Origin of the sequence: Vibrio sp. 10N.247.310.24 (genome assembly GCF_041467175.1) — a bacterium.
In the GTDB taxonomy this organism is placed as follows: domain Bacteria; phylum Pseudomonadota; class Gammaproteobacteria; order Enterobacterales; family Vibrionaceae; genus Vibrio; species Vibrio tasmaniensis_A.
On sequence record NZ_JBFSUD010000006.1, the window covers coordinates 57,337 to 76,781 of the forward strand.

The following is a 19,445-nucleotide window of genomic DNA, read 5'->3' on the forward strand; positions in this document are numbered from 1 at the left end:
TTTCCGCCGAACTAGTATTTATCGTTCATCGTCGTTGCTTTGGATCATATCGGGCTTCTTATCTCGCCCTAACATCAACAGACAAGGTGTCAGCACCAAGGTTAGTACCGTTGCAAAGGCCAAACCTCCCGCAATGGCTGTAGCTAGTTGTGACCACCACTGCGTGCTCGGCGCACCGAATTCTATCTTTTGATTAATCAGATCGATGTTCATCTCTAACACCATCGGCATCAAACCTAAAATGGTGGTAACCGTAGTCAGTATTACTGGTCTTAAACGCTGAACACCTGTCCTGAGAATCGCATCTCGCTTGTCCAAGCCGCATTTTATCAGTTGGTTATAGGTATCAATCAGCACAATATTGTTGTTTACCACAATTCCTGCCAGCGCTATCACTCCAATACCGGACATCACAATGCCAAACGGACGCTGAAAGATAAGCAAACCAACAAACACACCAACCGTTGAGAACAGCACCGCACTAAGAATCAAAAACGCTTGATAGAAGCTATTGAACTGAGTAATCAAAATCAAAGCCATCACCGCCAATGCAACTAAGAAAGCACTTTGTAAGAAGGCTGACGAGTTTTCTTGTTCTTCATTTTGACCACAAATACGAAACTCGACACTACTCGGTAAACCTAACTCACTTAACGCTTGCTCAATCTTTGGCAGTTCGAGTGCAAGATTATAACCCTCTTCCATATCCGCCATGATGTTCACCACACGCTTACCATCAAGGCGCTTTATCGTGTCCTGCTTGTGGTCTGGCACTATCTGAGCAAAGTTAGTGATCGGCACCAAGCCTGCTGGTGTTTTGACTCTTAACTGGTCAAAGCGCCCAATATCTCTTTTATCGCTTGGGTAGCGCACCAAGATATCGACCTCTTCTGATGAGTCATCAGGTAGGTAGTCACCAATCTTTAGCCCGTTAGTGACAAATTGAACGGTATTGCCGACCAAGGTCGCATCAGCCGAAAAACGCGCAGCATCGTCTCGGCGAATATCCACCTTCCAATCAATACCGTCTTTACTTGCAGTATCACTGATATTAGTCAGTGCTTGATTACCATCCGCCCAACCTCTTACGATCTTTGCAGCCTGATTAAGCTGTTCAGGAGTTTTGGCAGATAGCTCAATCACTAAGTCATTTTCAACCGGAGGCCCTGCATCAGGAAACTTATATTCAATCTCGACCCCAGCGTATTGTTCGGTGTGCACCTTTAATTCTTCAATGATCGCCTTAACACTGCGACGGTATTGCCAATCAACCGGGGTAATCGAGATCAAACCAATCTGATCGTCACCACCAGTACGCGTATAAACGGTATCGAACTCATCATGATTGAGCATCATCAACTCAATATCACGCATGATGACGTCTTTCTCTTGGATAGAAAGATCACCATGGGAGCGAACTTTGACGTTAAAGAATGGCGGATCCACTTCTGGGAAGAACTCTGCGCCTAGACCTGCCTTTGAGTAAGTAAATCCAACCGCAACCGCAAGTAATATCGCACTGAAAAGAATCTTAAAGGGGTGCTTAATCGCAATCGACAACGTGTGGTAGTACGCTTTGGTTAAGCCTGTCGCTTGTGAAAAATCACCATTATGCAGTGCCACCATTCGAGCTTGGCTTTTGGGCGATACATATTGAGGTTTACCAATCAAACCACCGAGTACAGGCACAAACAACAACGCCATAATCAATGAAGCGGTTAAGGTTGCAATCAACGTTAATGGCAGGAACTTCATGAATTCGCCCGTTACATCCGGCCAAAACAGTAACGGAGCAAATGCAGCCAAGGTTGTAGCAGTTGATGCCGTTATTGGCCACGCCATTCGTTTCGCTGCATCTCGGTAAGCGGCTTTACGCCCTTCACCTTCTTGCATTCGCCTGTCGGCAAACTCGGTCACCACAATCGCGCCATCAACCAACATCCCGACCGCCATAATCAACGAGAACAGCACCACGATGTTGACGGTTAGACCAAACACAGACAACACCAACAATCCCGTGAGGAATGATCCAGGAATTGAAATTCCGACCAATAGCGCGGTTCGAACACCAAGAATGGCGATGATAACGATCACCACTAAAATGATGGCGGACAAGATATTGTTTTGAAGATCGTTGAGCATGATCTTCACATCTTTAGATTCATCCCAGGTGTATTTAACTAATAAGTTATTTGGCCATTTCGCTTGTTGTTGAGCAACAGCCATAACCGCTTTAACTAACTCTACGGTTTCGATGATATTTTCACCTGCACGCTTCTTGATATCCAAGACCACCGCGGATTTGCCATCTAAACGGGCAAAGCTTTCAGGATCTCGAAACGCTCGACGAACTGTAGCCACATCGCCAAAGGTCACTACCTGTTTACCATCCACTTTGATTGGCAACTCTAGTACGTCTTTTAAAGAGTTAAACACAGAAGGGACTTTGACCGAAAAACGCCCGTAGCCTGTATCAACAAAGCCTGCGGCCACCACTCGGTTATTCAAAGCAATCAGATTATAGATGTCCGCTTGATCTAGGCTGTAACTCTCCATCAACAGCGGATCGACAATGATCTCGACGATGTCATCGCGATCGCCCGCAATATCGACTTCAAGGATTTGGCGATAGCTTTCTAATTTGTCTCCAAGCTCTCGGGCAATTTGCACTATGGTGCGCTCAGGCACGGTACCAAAAAGAACCACTGACAACACAGGCTGCTCAGAAGCGAGGGTAACTTCATTTACAGTCGGCTCATCGCTATCTTCTGGTAATTTGGGCTTAGCCAGATCAACAGCGTCACGAACATCAGCCATCGCTTTAGTAAGATCGACGCCAACATTAAACTCTAACACCACAGAGGCGTGCCCTTCTGCTGCGGTTGCTGTCATCTCTTTTACGCCTTCGATTGACCTAAGCTCTTGCTCAATAGGTCGAACTAATAAACGTTCTGCATCCGTTGGCGAGATCCCTTGGTGCCCGACCGAAACATAGATAATTGGGATGGTAATGTCTGGGCTCGATTCCTTAGGTATCGTGATATAGGTGACGACACCGGCTACAAGGATTAACGCTAAAAGGGAGAGCATTGTTCGAGCACGAGACAAGGCTGCATCAATAATTGAATACATCGGCTATCTCCTACTCAGCAATTACAGTAGAGAGTTCAGCGCCTTGCTCAACAGCAATCACCGAATCACCATCACGAACAAACCCTTGGCCTACTGTGATGATATCGACGCGTTGTCCAAGTCCTGTGAGCCAAACTCCATCTTGCTCTGCCTTTACTAGCTGAATGCCTACAAATTTCACGGTTGGTGAGTCATCGACTGAAACCAAAGTTTTGACCCCAAGGTTACCTGCCTCATCCAGTGCCAGCATGGCAGGTGTAATCTTGATTGCATCTCTTGTTTCTAGGTTGAGTGTTACTTCTGCACTGACACCTGCAGGTAATAGGCCTTTGGAATTATCGATTTCAATCTCTATTGGGAAGGTATTGGTAGCAGCAGAAGAGATACGAGAAACATAGCGTAAGCGGCCTTCCGCTTCTTCTCGCCCTAACAAGCGAACCAAAGCAGATTGATTGACTAGCAAATGCTGGATATGACGCTCACTGACATCGGCCTCAATAACCAAAGGATCGAGGTCAATAACGCCTGCGACAGGGTCGCCAACGCCAACGAAATCGCCCAGTTCCACCATCAAGTCTTGAACCACACCCGAAAAAGGCGAAGTAATCACAGTATTCTTTAAAGCCAATTCCGCATTGCGCTTCATGGCCTTTGCTTCCGTTAATGAAGCCTCGGCAGTGGTATAGGCTATCTCACCTTGCAGCCCTCTTTTCTTCAAAGATTGCGCCGCTTTGAATTCTTTCTGCTTCAAGCGATATAACGCAGATGCTCGCTCTAGTTGAATCTCTAAATCACCTTTATCTATCTGAGCAATGGCTTGTCCAACTTTAACCGCATCGCCCTTAACAACGTTCAATCTAACAACCTTGCCCGCAACTTCAGCCCCCAAACGAGCATGTCTATCGGGCGCCGTTCGACCATAGAGATCAATCGTTTTAAAGGTCGGTGATGAAGTAAATGTTTGAAAGGAGACCTTAGCCAACGGAATTTCTGTCACTTTTTTCTCAGACGACTCTTCCGCTTGCCCCACCCCTAAACCAAGCCAAATCGACAACAGCACAACTAGAATCAGAGAAACCAACCACGGCTGCTTCAGTTTCTGAAAAAGTGGAGAGTTAGAAAATAGAGTGGGCATAGCAAATCCTTTTGTCCGATGTTATTAAGGCGCGCTAATTAGCTTAACACTGTCATATGCAACATCCTGATGCACAGCGGTAACCTTAACAGACCCACACCCAACGAAGTTGGACTCTATCGACAGTTTAAAAAATATGGCGTTTACTATAAGGCAGGTGGATAAAATAAAGATTACACATTCCCACTCTAAATACCTCTTAGTGTGTATGGCTAGAACAGGTCGAATTACTGTCTGTTTTATATGATGTATTTCTTAAAAACAAAAACGCCGAGCATGAGCTCAGCGTTTAAAATATTTCTAATGTAGCTCTCAGTTCAAGCTACCTTTCAGTTCACGTTAGACGCTAAATGATGCACCACAACCACATGTTGTTGTCGCGTTCGGGTTGTTCACAAAGAAACGAGCGCCTTCTAGGCCTTCAGTGTAATCAACCATGCCACCCATTAAGTACTGTAGGCTCATTGGGTCAACAACCAGCGTAACACCGCTGTTTACAATAGTAGTGTCGCCATCATTTACTTTTTCATCAAATGTGAAGCCGTATTGGAAACCACTACAACCGCCACCTGTAATGTATACACGCAGTTTTAGTTCTGGGTTTTCTTCTTCAGCAATTAGCGTTTGTACGCGTGTAGCTGCTGCATCAGAAAAAGACAATGGGATATTTACTTCGCTCACGACAACCTCTCTTACCTGTGTCAAAAACAACATGATACAAATCTAATTCGAGACCATAGTTGTTGAGTATTTTCTTATATTCTGGTGATTATCTAATACCTGACTGAAACGTTCAAGTATTCACCACAGGATCGTTCCTTTTACTGTCGTAAACTCGCCCATATCTGACAATTAAAACGTGTAACCACACAAAACAACCAGATTCGGGGGATTATATCGGCGAAAGCATTCCTAGTTGGATTCTGGATAGGTACAATGCGTGCCAATTGGTCCGACAGTCAAAAGAGGATATATCAATGACCAAATCAGCAGAACTGTATCAAAAGGCACAGCAAACTATTCCAGGTGGCGTTAACTCTCCAGTGCGCGCTTTTAACGGTGTAGGTGGTTCTCCAATCTTCGTTGATAGAGCTGACGGCCCACTTCTTTTTGATGCTGATGGGAAAGCATATATCGATTACGTTGGCTCTTGGGGCCCAATGATCCTTGGTCACAACCACGCAGTTATCCGTGAAGCTGTCATTGATGCAGCGCAACGCGGCCTTAGCTTCGGTGCTCCAACCGAAACTGAAATCAAAATGGCTGAACTTGTCTCTGAGATGGTTCCATCAATGGAACAGCTGCGTATGGTGAGCTCAGGTACAGAAGCAACAATGAGTGCGATTCGTCTTGCTCGTGGCTTTACTGGTCGTGACAAAATTCTTAAGTTTGAAGGCTGTTACCACGGTCACGCAGACAGCCTACTGGTAAAAGCAGGTTCTGGCGCACTGACTTTAGGTCAACCAAGCTCTCCTGGTGTACCTGCTGATTTTGCGAAACTAACGCTAACAGCAACCTTCAACAATCTAGATTCAGTACGTGAAATCTTCGCAGCAAACAAAGGCGAGATCGCTTGTATCATCGTTGAGCCTGTAGCGGGTAACATGAACTGCATCCCTCCAGTCGAAGGCTTCCACGAAGGTCTACGTGAAATCTGTGACCAAGAAGGTGCGTTGCTAATCTTTGATGAAGTAATGACAGGCTTCCGCGTTGCTGAAGGTTGTGCTCAGGCTTACTACAACATCAAGCCAGACTTAACGTGTCTTGGTAAAGTGATTGGCGGCGGCATGCCAGTGGGTGCTTTTGGTGGTCGTAAAGACGTGATGCAATACATCGCACCAACGGGGCCTGTTTACCAAGCAGGTACGCTTTCTGGTAACCCTGTTGCAATGGCTGCTGGCTACGCATGCTTGAATCTTCTGAGAGAAGAAGGCAACGAAAAGCGTCTAGCGTCTAAAACTAAGCAGTTGGCAAATGGCTTCAAGCAACTTGCTGACAAGCATGGTATCCCTATGCTAGTTCACCAAGTTGGTGGTATGTTTGGTTTCTTCTTCACAGACCAAGAAACGGTAACGTGCTACGAAGATGTAACTAAGTGTGATGTAGAACGCTTCAAGCGCTTCTTCCATCTAATGTTAGATCACGGTGTTTACCTTGCACCTTCAGCATTCGAAGCAAGCTTTACTTCTCTTGCTCATGGTTCAAAAGAACTGGATGCAACACTAGAAGCTGCTGACCGCTCTCTTGCGATCATTGCTGCTGAAAGCAAATAATCGAAAGCACTTTATAAGTCGCTAACCGATTGAATTTAGGGCTGCATTAGATGCAGCCCTTTTTAATACATCACGCTCGTTAACCACAAATATGACAGATTATTTACCCTTCGATTAAGGCTAAAACTGAACTAAAAACGTCTAACGTTCCCAGAAAAGAAAAACCAACAACATCAGCGTACCTAGGAACATTCTGAACCAAGGGATCTCTTTTTTTATTTGCTGTTCTTCGTCTTGGCATTTCTTATCTTTATTACAGCAACCCATTATCAAAACTCCTCATTGCTAACTCTCTGTTTTGCAGCCATTATAAACTCAGAACGCAAATATAGAGACCATTAACGTGTCAGAAAAACTCAAAATCAATACCAGCCACTGGGTGATCATCATTGCCCTGCTTGCGGCGGCTTATGCTTGTTACTTGCTTATCGAGCCTTATGTAAATTCCATAGTAATGGCATTCATCATCTCGTTGCTGATGTTTCCAATTCACGAATGGCTTGAAAAGAAGATACCGAATAAAGAGAACGTAGTCTCTCTACTTTCTTGTGTGATCCTGACTTTCATTATTGTTATCCCTTTATTGGCAGTATTTGCAGCAATTGTTCAGCAAGGCTCTCTGTTCTCTCAGAATACGTACCAATGGGTGACACACGGCGGTATTCAGACTCTGTTTGCACACCCACTTGTGGTCAAAGCGCTGTCGTTTGTGAATAACTACCTGCCTTTCGACAACATTGAGCCCCAAGCCATCGCACAGAAAGTCGGAGAATTCGCGACAAGTTTTGGTTCTAAACTGGTTGGTATCAGTGCGAAAATCCTTGGTGATGCGACCAACTTCTTAATGGATTTCTTCTTGATGCTGTTTGTTCTGTTCTTCTTATTAAGAGATCACGACAAAATCATCAGTGTGGTTCGTCATATTCTTCCGCTATCTCGTAGCCAAGAAGACAAGCTCCTCACTGAGATTGAGCAAGTTTCTAAGTCTGCCGTTATGGGCTCATTCTTAACCGCAATAGCGCAAGGTTTTGCGGGTGGTTTAGGTATGTGGATTGCTGGTTTCCCTGGGTTGTTCTGGGGCACCATGATGGGCTTTGCCTCTTTCATCCCAGTGGTCGGTACTGCTCTAATCTGGATCCCAGCCGCAACCTACTTGTTCCTAACTGGTGATACCACATGGGCGATTTTCCTAACGGTTTACTGTGTCGCGATTGTTGGCTCAATTGACAACCTACTGCGCCCGCTGCTGATGCAAGGTAGTGCAGGCATGAATACCCTAATGATCTTCTTCTCACTGTTGGGTGGTATTCAACTTTTTGGTCTAATTGGTCTTATCTACGGCCCACTGATCTTTGCTATTACTATCGTTCTTTTCAATATTTACGATGAAGAGTTTAAAGACTTTTTAAACCAGCAAGACAAGAGTTGATCAACTGTTCAGCAACTTGGTTGCCGAACCCGTATTAAACACTTCAAGCTTTGGGCGGATTATGCGAAAATCCGCCCTCATTTTTTGCTAACGATTCAATAGAGTGTCCTATGTCAGCTTATATTGCCCCAAGCCAAATTGCTCAACGTCAACTCGCCTACTTTGAAGGCAAACATGTTTTAGTTGCAGGTGAGGCAGAAGACTTATTCCCTGTTGAATTAGCGAAACATTGTGAATCAGTCACCGTGTTTACTTCTAATTACAGCTACTACCGTCAATTAGAAGGCTGCAGCACCATCCAACGTTTTTATGGTGCGGAGTTTACCGAAGAGACCAAGGCCGATTTAGTGATGCTGTACTGGCCAAAGGCCAAAGCGGAAGCGGAATTTCTGTTGGCGATGTTATTTGCCAAGTTAGGTAAAGATACCGAAATTGTCGTAGTTGGCGAAAATCGTTCTGGTGTTAAAAGTATCGAGAAGATGTTCACTCCTTACGGCAAAGTCGTGAAATACGATTCAGCGCGTCGTTGTTCTTTCTACTGGGGTCAATGCTTCGAGCAACCACCAGCCTTCAACCTGCAAGAGTGGTTTAAAACCTACACGGTTAACATTGGTGAGCAATCACTAACCGTGAAAAGTCTTCCAGGCGTCTTCAGTCATGGTCAATTTGATGTTGGTAGCCAACTATTACTTGATACCCTGCCAAAACTGAAAGGTAAAGTACTGGATTTCGGTTGTGGTGCAGGCGTATTGGGCGCGGTAATGACATCTCGTCACCCTGATATCGAACTGGAAATGTGCGACATCAGTGCATTTGCCGTGGCGTCTAGCCAAGCAACGCTAGAAGCGAATGGTTTAACAGGTAATGTCTTCGCCTCAGATGTCTACTCTGACACATCAAAAGATTACCAATTCATCATCAGTAACCCACCATTCCATTCTGGTTTGGATACAAGCTACAGTGCGACTGAAACCTTACTTGCTCAGGCTCCTAACCACATGAAGCGTTCTGGTGAGATGATTATTGTTGCGAACAGTTTTTTAAAATACATACCAATTATTGAGCAAGCTTTTGGAAAATGCGCGACTCTAAATAAGACCACCAAATTCGCGATCTATCACGCAAGCAAATAGCCTATCTAACACAGCGCAGGGTCAATATCTGCGCTGTCTGTTCATATTTCTATCAAAAGCCCATAAAAATGAGCTTTTGCACACGCTTTAAATACCACTTACTTGTCAAAGTAAAAAAACTCGTTAATTTCGTTAAATTGGAACCCGTTAATTCTATTCTCTGTACTTGTTTTCATCCCTTTCAAGCAGTACATCAAAGGAAAGTAGTACCCAATTTATGTTTAGATTCTATCGTAAGCAGAAGTTTAAGCGCCTTCAAAATACCCTAATGCTGGCATTTCTTGTCCTTAGTATTACCCCAGTAACACTTATCGCGATATTTTTCCTCCAATCGCACAGTCAGGATCTTCAGGAACAAAGTACTTCGCACCTTGTTTCCGTCCGTGATACTAAACAGCAGCAAATTGTCGATTACCTACAAGCTCAAGAATCCCAAGTGATGGGTTTTGTGCGCTCAGAGCTTGCCAATGCCAGTGGCGGACGATTCTATGGTTTGATCAATGCATTCCAACGCCTAGGGTTAGACATTGACGAAGCACGCGCTAATGCGCAGCAGCGCTACATTCAAGGATCGGGCGATCAAATCAAAACATCGATTCTTCCTGAATCCAGCAGCTTTATTGGCAGTGAGCGCTATCGTCTACTTCACAAGCGCTACCACAACTCTTATTTAGAGCTGCTTAAGCGTTCAGATTTTGACGACATTTTATTGGTCGACATTAACGGTAACATCGCTTATTCAGTTTTTAAGCGCGATGACTACGGCACCAACTTGCTGACTGGTAAGTACAAAGATGCAAACCTCGGCAAAACCTTTCAACGCCTGGAAAAGGACGTAAAAGACAAACGCAAATCCAACGAAGACTACACACCGGTTATCGTTTCTGACTTTAAAGACGAAAATGGTAAACAGACCGCATGGTTAGGCGCCCCTATCGTTCAACAGGGCTACCTACACAGTTACGCCATGTTTAGACTGCCCATCAATGGTATTACTAAGCTTATTGCCGATCTCAACAAGAGTTCGAATATTCAAACCTTGCTTGTCGGCGATGATCATCTGCCACGTAGCCTTGCCCATTCACAAGAGTCGATTAATCTGAGTTTAGATGTTGTTGATAAAGCTCTGGCAGGAGAAACGGCCGTTGGCACCTTCGACAACGCTCAGGATCAAGCGATCATCGCTGCATATACTCCAATTGAGCTCAAATATGCGACTTGGGCACTCGTCGTCGAGCTTCCAGAGAAAGAAGCGTTTGCCCGTATTCATCAGTTAGAAAAGATCTTTGTGATCGTGATGTTGACGGCGATTATTCTTGTATTTGTCGCATCTCATTATCTGTCTAACTTCATCACATCACCGTTACTCAAGCTCACATGGGCAGCAGAGAAAGTCTCTGCGGGTGACCTTGATGAAACCATGATTAATACTGAACGAAAAGATGAGATAGGCCGCCTCGCGGTAAGCTTCGAAAGAATGCAACGTTCGATTCGTGAAAAGATGCTGCTCATTAAGAGCCAAAATGATGAGCTTGAAGACAACCTTAAGACCATTCAAAAACAAAATGAAGAGTTGCAACTGGCCAACAAACTTAAAGATGAATTCTTAGCAACAACATCACACGAATTGAGAACGCCATTACATGGCATGGTAGGTATCGCTGAAGCGCTAATATCTGGCGCAAACGGTCCTATTCCTGCCAACCAGAAGTACCAGTTGGATATCATCATCAATAGTGGCCAGAGATTGGCAACACTGGTCGATGATCTACTTGATTACCACAAAATGCGCTACGGCAGTTTAGACATAAATAAATCTGCTGTTGATTTATCTGCTGCTACCAGCTTGGTACTAGAATTGTCTCATCATCTGTTGGGCAATAAGCCAATCCGAATTATTAACCAAGTACCCAGTGACTTAGGGTTGGTTTCGTCCGATCCTCAACGATTAGAACAAGTGATGTATAACTTGGTCGGCAATGCCATCAAGTACACATCAGAAGGTAAAATTGTTATCTCAGCAAGCGTTATCGACGACAACATTCGTGTACAAGTTGTTGATACAGGCCAAGGCATACCTGCTGAATACTTAGAACACATCTTTGAGCCACTGATTCAAGCAGGACAAGACTCCAGTAACTACCGCCAAGGTGCAGGGCTTGGGTTGTCCATAAGTCGTCAACTGATTGAACTGATGGGCGGTTCACTGTACGTAAGTAGCCAACCAATGCTTGGTACGACGTTCAGCTTTACCCTGCCTTTAGCCACCCAAGAAGAATTGGATAACTACAGTGATTCAGGAAGCTATTCGCACTTCCAAGCGCCAGATTTAATTGATAACAGCCAACAAGAAAATAGTGTTATCAGTGAAGATCCAGACGGTCCGTTACTGGTTATCGCCGACGATGAACCAGTAAACTTACGCGTGCTAGACAGTTTCTTGAAATTGGAAGGTTATCGAGTGCGCACCGCATGTGACGGCCCTGAAACCATTGAACTGATTGAGAAAGAGAAGCCAGAGTTACTTCTTCTCGATATTATGATGCCAGGTATGAGTGGCTATCAGGTGTGTGAAGCACTGCGTAAGCAATACGATCATGCACAGTTGCCAATCATCATGCTCACAGCTCTTAATCAAGCAGAAGACCGTGTTCGTGGTTTTGAAGCTGGCGCCAACGATTACTTATCTAAACCGTTCAACAAACAAGAACTGGCGGCGCGAATCACGGCTCACTTATCAGCAAGTAAAGCTGAGCAAAGGCGTCTTGAGAATGATCAATTGCAACTGGAGCTTAAACACAGAGCCATGGTTGAAGCGAACCTGCTAGAAACTCAAGGGCGCTTGCTAGAGCAGCTAGAATCAGCCCCTGAGGCCATCATCTGTATTCGTGATGACCAACGAATTCGATTTGCCAACGAAGCTGCAGCAAAACTATTTAGGCGCGGGCAAGAGCAGCTTAAACGCTCTATGGCCGATGAGATCATTGCGCCTAAATACCTTAAGGTGGAACAAGCTCACTACTGTGGTGATATTGATATCTATATAGACGACACTCGTCAGCGCATACCAAGTGATATCCTTAAGCTACCTGAAGGCTCAGGGCTCGACACCATGTATATCTTTAATGTTGGTGGTGGGGTTAACTCAAACCGAGTCAATAACCTTGAAACGGCGGTTGAGGCACTTTCAAGCTACGCTTTTGAGGGTGACAAAGATAAACTTCAACAACTGAAAGAGCTTGGTGGTGAATTTACTCGCCTTGCAGATAAAGCAACCGGTGAAGGTAAAAACAAACAAGAGCTGATGCGTGAAGTGCTGGTCGATGTCATGACTAATGCCATCATCTACTGGGAGTCTGTTACAGGGGAAACCAAGTTTGCCTTCGCTGAGAAGAGTGGCTTGTGGCGCGTCTACCTAGACCGCAGTACCCTGCAAACTAGAACGCTAGACAAATATCTACGTGTAGAAACCCTACCGAAAACACCTCGCTGGCGAACGGTACTGAGCTCTATCGAGTTTATACTTGAGCACTGTAAAGAACAGACACCTGAAAGAACTCATATTGAGACACTAAGGGATAAGCTACAAAAACTACTGACCAGTTAGCTCTGAAGTAAGCTCAAGCTACTGTAAATAATGAAGCCCACCTAGCGTGGGCTTTTTTGTGAATATCGTACGCGACCAAAGGACAATGATGTCGATTCAAATACACTTCTTTTACGGCATTAAACAAGCAAAATGACACGTTACTCAAACTTAAACAATCACCAGTTCAGTTACTATTTTGAGTCTTATTCTTGGCTGAATTTCACATTCCTCCGGCTCTTTGTTGCAGTTTGAGAAGCGAGTCACAACAGAACGGCAGATTTAATTTTCTAGAAAAATTTAACGTAAAATAGGTAAGTGACCGAGATCTACAATTACACCACAGCAAGATAAGCCTCTATAATTAAAAGCCAAAAAGGTTAGTGATTACTTACAAAAAACCACCACCACAAAACCAAATGCGAGTCACATCACCTTAACAATTGCGCACAAAAAACCACCAAAGCAAGCCATTTTGACGTTAATGACGTGGCGCTGTGTGTTTTTAACGTTTTTGACGGGAAACGAGTTTGATTAATTCATCGATAAGGTGTTTTCTTACTCCTGCCAAAGGCCTACAGGCCACTCTTACCACTTCTCAGAATCAAAGATGAATCTGGAGCAACGAAGAAGAGGTAGACCTTTAACTAGAGTGTGTATCTACTAACTAATTAGCGACAGATAACATTCAATCCATTAGTGAAATGAAAGCAAATAGTAAGGAACAGCTATGCTTGCCAATATAAAAAAAACAGCAATAGCAACAGCAATTATTGCAACTGCTACAACAGGTTTTGCATCAGTAGCAACCGCTGCAGAGCGCAGCGAACTGACCGTTCACCCGAAAGAGTACACTACATTCGTACGTAACTTTAACCCGTACCTTGGTGCTACTAACCTACATACTACAACTGACTTCATGTACGAGCCTTTAGTAGTATTTAACGAAATGCACGGTAACACTCCGGTGTTCCGTCTAGCTGAAAACTTCAAAATGTCAGATGATCTGATGAGCGTTGTTTTCGACATTCGTAAGGGTGTTAAATGGTCTGATGGAGAAACTTTCTCTGCTGATGATGTTGTTTTTTCTTTCAACCTTGTAAAAGAGAAGCCAGAGCTTGACCAATCTGGTATCAACTCTTGGGTAACTTCTGTAGAAAAACTGAACGACAACCAAGTTAAGTTCACACTAACAGAAGCAAACTCAAACGTACCTTACGAGATTGCTAAAGTACCTGTAGTACCTAAGCACATCTGGAAAGACGTTAAAGATCCATCAACGTTTACCAATGAGAACCCGGTAGGTTCTGGTCCATTTACAGAAATCGATACGTTTACAGCGCAACTGTACATCCAGTGTGCAAACCCGAACTACTGGGATGCAGACAACCTAGATGTTGACTGCCTACGTGTTCCACAAATTGCGAACAACGACCAGTTCCTAGGTAAAGTTGTAAACAGTGAAATGGACTGGACGTCTTCTTTCGTTCCAGATATCGATCGTACATACGCTGCAGCAAGCCCTAAACACCACTACTGGTACCCGCCAGCAGGTACACAAGCATTCATCGTTAACTTCAAACACCCTGATGCTGCGAAGCATGAAGCATTGAGCAACGTTGAATTCCGTCGTGCTTTCTCTATGGCTCTTGACCGCCAAACTATCATCGACATCGCATTCTACGGTGGCGGTACTGTGAACGATTTCGCATCAGGTCTTGGCTACGCGTTTGAAGCTTGGTCTGATGAAAAAACTCACGACAAATACAAAGGCTTCAACACTTACAACGCTGAAGGCGCGAAGAAGCTTCTTGCTGACGCTGGCTTCAAAGATGTAAACAAAGATGGTTTTGTTGACACTCCATCAGGCAAATCTTTCGAACTAATGATTCAATCGCCAAACGGCTGGACTGACTTCAACAACACAGTTCAACTTGCGGTAGAGCAACTAAACGAAATCGGTATTAAAGCGAAAGCTCGTACACCTGACTTCTCTGTTTACAACCAAGCAATGCTTGAAGGTACATACGACGTAGCATACACAAACTACTTCCACGGTGCGGATCCATACACGTACTGGAACAGTGCTTACAACTCATCACTACAATCTGGTGATGGTATGCCTCGTTTCGCTATGCACTTCTACAAAAATGACAAGCTAGATGGTCTTCTAAACAGCTTCTACAAAACAGCTGACAAGAACGAACAGCTAGATATTGCACATGGTATCCAGCAAATTATCGCTGCAGACCAAGTGACAATCCCTGTGATGTCTGGTGCTTACATGTACCAATACAACACAACTCGATTCACTGGTTGGTGGAACGAAGAAAATCCAAAAGGCCGTCCAAACATTTGGGCTGGTATTCCAGAGCGTCTACTTCATGTACTGGACCTAAAACCAGTTAAATAAGTAATCGTTCAATCTTTGCGGCGTAACTTCTTACGCCGCTTATAAAAATCCCCACACTATCAATTGAAAGTATGGCGCTAGTCGTCAGGGGATTTTTCGTTCCAAATTTCGCTAGGAGCGACCTGAATCCAGAAACAGGGAAACAATCTGGGTGAGTAAGGTGTGAGTTATGGGTTATTTTTTAAGACGTTTGTCATTTTATTTTGTCGCGCTATTAGTTGCAGCGACGTTAAACTTTATTATTCCAAGAGCAATGCCTGGTGACCCAGTTACCATGATGTTTGCGAACGCTTCTGTACAAGTTACTCCTGAGCGTATTGCTGCAATGAAAGAACTATTAGGCTTCGTTGATGGGGGCTTACTGGTTCAATACGGCGCATACATGAAGAACATTCTAAGCTGGGAGCTTGGTACATCAATTCAATTCTACCCACTTTCTGTAAATACTCTGTTGGGTGGAGCATTTGGTTGGTCGCTATTCTTAGCAGGCACCGCCGTTATTCTTTCTTTCTCTATTGGTTCAATCCTAGGTATTTTTGCAGCGTGGAAACGTGGCAGCAAATACGATGCATTTGTGACTCCAGGGATGCTGATTTTACAAGCCGTTCCTCAGGTTGTTATTGCCATGATTGCGCTGTTTACCTTCGCAATCGGCTTGAAATGGTTCCCAACAGGTTACGCCTATACCGCAGGTACGATTCCAGATTGGACAAGCTGGGCATTCATTAAAGATGTCGCTTACCACGCCTTCTTACCTTTGCTATGTGCATCTATTGTTCAAATTGGTGGCTTCCTAGTAAACATGCGTAACAACATGATCAACCTGCTAGCTGAAGATTACATCACCATGGCGAAAGGCAAAGGCCTAAGCGAAAACCGAGTGGTATTCAATTACGCAGCTCGCAACGCGATGCTACCAAGTGTGACAGCACTTTCTATGTCGCTAGGTATGGCAATCGGTGGTCAGTTAATTATCGAAATCATCTTTAACTACCCAGGTCTTGGCAGCGTACTTTTCAACGCAATTAACGCTCGTGATTACCAAGTACTGCAAGGCCAACTGCTTATCATGACGCTATTCATGCTGTTCTTTAACCTAGTTGCAGACATGCTTTACGTTGTTCTTGACCCTCGTCTTCGTAAGGGTGGTAAATAATCATGAAAGATATTCTAAAACTCATTTGGCGTAACCCGATGGCCTTAACCGGCGTCATCATCCTAAGTATTTTTATTCTTGGTGCGATTGCGGCTCCATTGATCACAAAACATGTGCCAGACAAACGTACAGGTAATCCACACGAATACCCTGGCTTCGTGGTTAAGTCTGCACAAACTAACCCTGATGGCTGGGTTGCTCAAAACCTAGCAGACGATCGTCGTACGTTGATAATGTCTAAGAAGGCAGACCACGTACTGGGAACAACTCGTATGGGTCGTGACGTTTGGTCACAAGTGGTATACGGCGCACGCGTATCTCTTGCTGTAGGTTTTGGTGCGGGTCTTACCGTATGTTTACTAGCAACGGTTATCGGTGTTTCCGCAGGCTACTTTGGCGGCCGTGTCGATGATGTTCTGACAGCCGCAATGAACATCATGCTGGTTATTCCTCAATACCCATTACTGTTCGTAGTTGCAGCCTTTATCGGTGAGGCAGGGCCACTCACCATAACCTTGGTTATCGGCTTTATGTCCTGGGCTTGGGGCGCGCGTGTTGTTCGTTCCCAGACCTTAGCACTGCGTGAAAAAGAGTTTGTAAAAGCCGCTGAAGTTCTGGGTGAATCTTCATTTCGTATTATCTTCGTAGAGATTCTTCCAAACCTTATCTCTATCGTTGGCGCGAGCTTCATCGGCTCGGTGATGTACGCAATCATGATGGAAGCAACGATTTCGTTCCTAGGTCTTGGTGACCCGAACACAATCAGCTGGGGCATCATGCTTTACAACGTTCAAACCTCTTCATCAATGCTGATTGGCGCTTGGTGGGAACTGTTGGCTCCTTGTATCGCATTGACACTACTTGTAACTGGTCTTGCTCTACTTAACTTCGCTGTCGATGAAATTGCCAACCCGCAACTGCGTTCTCACAAAGGTATGAAGCGTTGGAAGAAATTAGCAGCACAAGACAAAGAAGAACGTGAACCTGAACTACCACCACAAAATGCACTTTGGAGCGGAGATAAATAATCATGTCTGAACCACTAATTTCTATCCGCAATTTATGCGTGGATTACATCACAGAGTCTGGCGATGTACGTGCGTGTAACAACGTAAGTTTCGACATTGCTCCAGGTGAAGTATTCGGCCTAGCTGGTGAATCTGGCTGTGGTAAATCAACTGTTGCTTTCTCTCTTATGCGTCTGCATAAGCCGCCCGCTTACATCAGTGGTGGTGAGGTTATCTTCAATGGTGAGAACATCCTTGAATACAGTGATGACCGTATGCAAGCGTTCCGTTGGAGCGAGATGTCGATGGTATTCCAGAGTGCGATGAACGCACTCAATCCTGTATTACCAATGGAAGAGCAGTTCTGTGACGTAATTATGCGTCACACCAACATGACTCGTGAGCAAGCTAAGCAACGCGCTGAAGGTCTACTTGAAATCGTAGATATTCACCCGAGCCGATTGAGTGACTACCCTCACCAATTCTCTGGCGGCATGCGTCAGCGCTTGGTTATTGCTATCGCTTTAGCATTGAATCCAAAGCTTATCATTATGGATGAGCCAACGACCGCACTTGATGTGGTTGTTCAACGCGAAATCCTGCAAAAGATCTATGCACTAAAAGAAGAGTTTGGCTTCTCGATTCTGTTCATCACCCATGACTTGTCATTGATGGTCGAGTTCTCTGACCGTATCGGCATCATGTACTCAGGTGAGCTCATTGAGGTTGCCAATGCTCAAGATATTCTAGAAAACCCTTACCACCCTTATACCAAAGGGCTGGGAAGTTCTTTCCCTCCACTAACAGGGCCAAAGACAAAACTAGCAGGCATTCCGGGCAACCCTCTGAACCTGTTAGAGATCCCTGAAGGGTGTCGTTTCCAAGCTCGTTGTGATCGTGTACATGAAACGTGTACCAAGGTGCCAACCAAGCTGCGTTCTATCGACCCGGGACATTTGTCTAACTGCCACCTGTACGGTGACCCAATAGTACAAAGGAAGCTATAGCTTGCACGCTGATTCAGCGTGAATAACGAATAAGGCGGCTCGACCGCCGAAATGCAAGCAAAGCGAATAAGGATTCTGGAGACAATTATGAGCAAAGATTTCGGTCAATTATTGGTAGAAGGCAAGAATGTCGTAAAAGACTTCCCAATAAGCAGTACCACAATTCAAACCCCAATGATGCGTGCGATTAACGACGTATCATTCAAGATGTATAAAAGTCGCGGCCTAGCTGTGGTTGGTGAGTCAGGTTCAGGCAAATCAACAACAGCAAAAATGATCGCAAAAATGTACGCGCCTTCGGGCGGTACGATCGAATACAAAGGTCGTGATATCCAAGAGATCTCAAGCAGAAAAGATCTTATGCACTACCGTGAAGGCGTGCAGATGGTATGGCAAGACCCGTTTGGTTCCCTGAACCCAACACATAACATCTTTCACCACATAGCTCGACCATTGTTGATCCACAAAAAAGTATCTCCGGGCAACAAGAAAGAGTTACAGGAACGTGTGTACGATCTTCTAGAGCAAGTTGGCTTAGTGCCACCACAAGCAACGGCAGAAAAGTACCCTCATCAACTCTCTGGTGGTCAGCGTCAACGTGTCAACCTAGCCCGTAACATTGCAGTTGGTGCAGAAGTTGTATTAGCCGATGAACCAACATCGATGCTTGATGTATCGATTCGTGCTGGTGTTTTGAACCTGATGGAAGAAATGAAGTTTGAGAAACAAATGTCTCTACTTTACATCACCCACGATATCGCAACCGCTCGTTACATTGCTGAAGATCTTTCAGTGATGTACGTAGGACACATGGTGGAATGGGGCGATACCGATGATGTGATTGCTAACCCTCAGCATCCTTACACCCAATTGCTTGTTTCTGCGGTTCCAGATCCTAAAAAATCGATCCACGAACAACTCGCAGGCAACAAAGGTGAGATCCCTCTTTGGACACCAGTCTCTGCAGGTTGCCCATTTGCAGGCCGTTGCACTCATGCAATGGACAAGTGTAAAGAGCAGTTACCAGGGGTTACGCAGTTAGCTGATAACCACTTTGTGCGTTGTTACCTACACGAAAGCTAAGCAATAAAACCAAGTTAGGGTCTGCGGGCCCTAACTATTTATATCCAAAATATTTTATATCCAAAACATTCAAGTACCTAGCCAATAGAAA

General features: G+C 44.7%; 13 protein-coding genes. 9 read left to right on the forward strand and 4 right to left on the reverse strand.

Annotation, left to right across the window (positions count from 1 at the left end):
• Window positions 1-18: 18 nt before the first annotated feature.
• From AB6E08_RS03330 to erpA, 3 genes are all read right to left on the reverse strand, one after another.
• On the reverse strand, window positions 19-3,132 hold the full coding sequence (locus AB6E08_RS03330; RefSeq protein ID WP_372065827.1) for an efflux RND transporter permease subunit: 3,114 nt from the start codon (window positions 3,130-3,132) through the stop codon (window positions 19-21).
• A 10-nt stretch (window positions 3,133-3,142) separates the two neighbouring features.
• A complete protein-coding gene (locus AB6E08_RS03335; RefSeq protein ID WP_108167090.1) occupies window positions 3,143-4,267 on the reverse strand; it encodes an efflux RND transporter periplasmic adaptor subunit in 1,125 nt (374 codons plus the stop codon).
• Window positions 4,268-4,606: 339 nt separating this feature from the next.
• Complete coding sequence (gene erpA, locus AB6E08_RS03340; protein ID WP_004734539.1) at window positions 4,607-4,948, reverse strand: iron-sulfur cluster insertion protein ErpA; 342 nt, start codon at window positions 4,946-4,948, stop codon at window positions 4,607-4,609.
• Between the two features lie 296 nt (window positions 4,949-5,244).
• Here erpA and hemL point away from each other — a divergent pair, with 296 nt between their 5' ends.
• Window positions 5,245-6,540 carry a glutamate-1-semialdehyde 2,1-aminomutase gene (hemL, locus tag AB6E08_RS03345; RefSeq protein WP_017084255.1) on the forward strand — a complete coding sequence of 432 codons (1,296 nt, stop codon included), beginning with the start codon at window positions 5,245-5,247 and terminating at the stop codon, window positions 6,538-6,540.
• A gap of 141 nt (window positions 6,541-6,681) precedes the next feature.
• On the opposite strand, the gene AB6E08_RS03350 is transcribed toward hemL, so the two are convergent.
• Complete coding sequence (locus AB6E08_RS03350; protein ID WP_009847557.1) at window positions 6,682-6,807, reverse strand: hypothetical protein; 126 nt, start codon at window positions 6,805-6,807, stop codon at window positions 6,682-6,684.
• A gap of 76 nt (window positions 6,808-6,883) precedes the next feature.
• Between AB6E08_RS03350 and AB6E08_RS03355 the strand changes: the two genes are divergently transcribed.
• From AB6E08_RS03355 to AB6E08_RS03390, 8 genes are all read left to right on the forward strand, one after another.
• Entirely contained in the window at window positions 6,884-7,969 is a 1,086-nt protein-coding gene (locus tag AB6E08_RS03355; RefSeq protein WP_009847558.1) for an AI-2E family transporter, read from the forward strand.
• Between the two features lie 110 nt (window positions 7,970-8,079).
• Window positions 8,080-9,102: a 16S rRNA (guanine(1207)-N(2))-methyltransferase RsmC gene (gene rsmC, locus AB6E08_RS03360; RefSeq protein ID WP_372065824.1), complete on the forward strand. Its 1,023-nt coding sequence runs from the start codon at window positions 8,080-8,082 to the stop codon at window positions 9,100-9,102.
• A gap of 217 nt (window positions 9,103-9,319) precedes the next feature.
• Entirely contained in the window at window positions 9,320-12,709 is a 3,390-nt protein-coding gene (locus AB6E08_RS03365) for a response regulator (protein WP_009847560.1), read from the forward strand.
• 709 nt (window positions 12,710-13,418) lie between these two features.
• Window positions 13,419-15,101, forward strand: coding sequence for an ABC transporter substrate-binding protein (locus AB6E08_RS03370; protein WP_009847561.1), 1,683 nt, complete (start codon window positions 13,419-13,421; stop codon window positions 15,099-15,101).
• 169 nt (window positions 15,102-15,270) lie between these two features.
• On the forward strand, window positions 15,271-16,257 hold the full coding sequence (locus AB6E08_RS03375; RefSeq protein ID WP_009847562.1) for an ABC transporter permease: 987 nt from the start codon (window positions 15,271-15,273) through the stop codon (window positions 16,255-16,257).
• 2 nt (window positions 16,258-16,259) lie between these two features.
• The gene (locus AB6E08_RS03380) at window positions 16,260-17,285 is read left to right on the forward strand and encodes an ABC transporter permease (protein WP_009847563.1); all 1,026 of its coding nucleotides are present in this window, start codon (window positions 16,260-16,262) and stop codon (window positions 17,283-17,285) included.
• A 2-nt stretch (window positions 17,286-17,287) separates the two neighbouring features.
• A complete protein-coding gene (locus AB6E08_RS03385; protein ID WP_009847564.1) occupies window positions 17,288-18,271 on the forward strand; it encodes an ABC transporter ATP-binding protein in 984 nt (327 codons plus the stop codon).
• 87 nt (window positions 18,272-18,358) lie between these two features.
• Window positions 18,359-19,354: an ABC transporter ATP-binding protein gene (locus AB6E08_RS03390; protein WP_009847565.1), complete on the forward strand. Its 996-nt coding sequence runs from the start codon at window positions 18,359-18,361 to the stop codon at window positions 19,352-19,354.
• Window positions 19,355-19,445 lie beyond the last annotated feature (91 nt).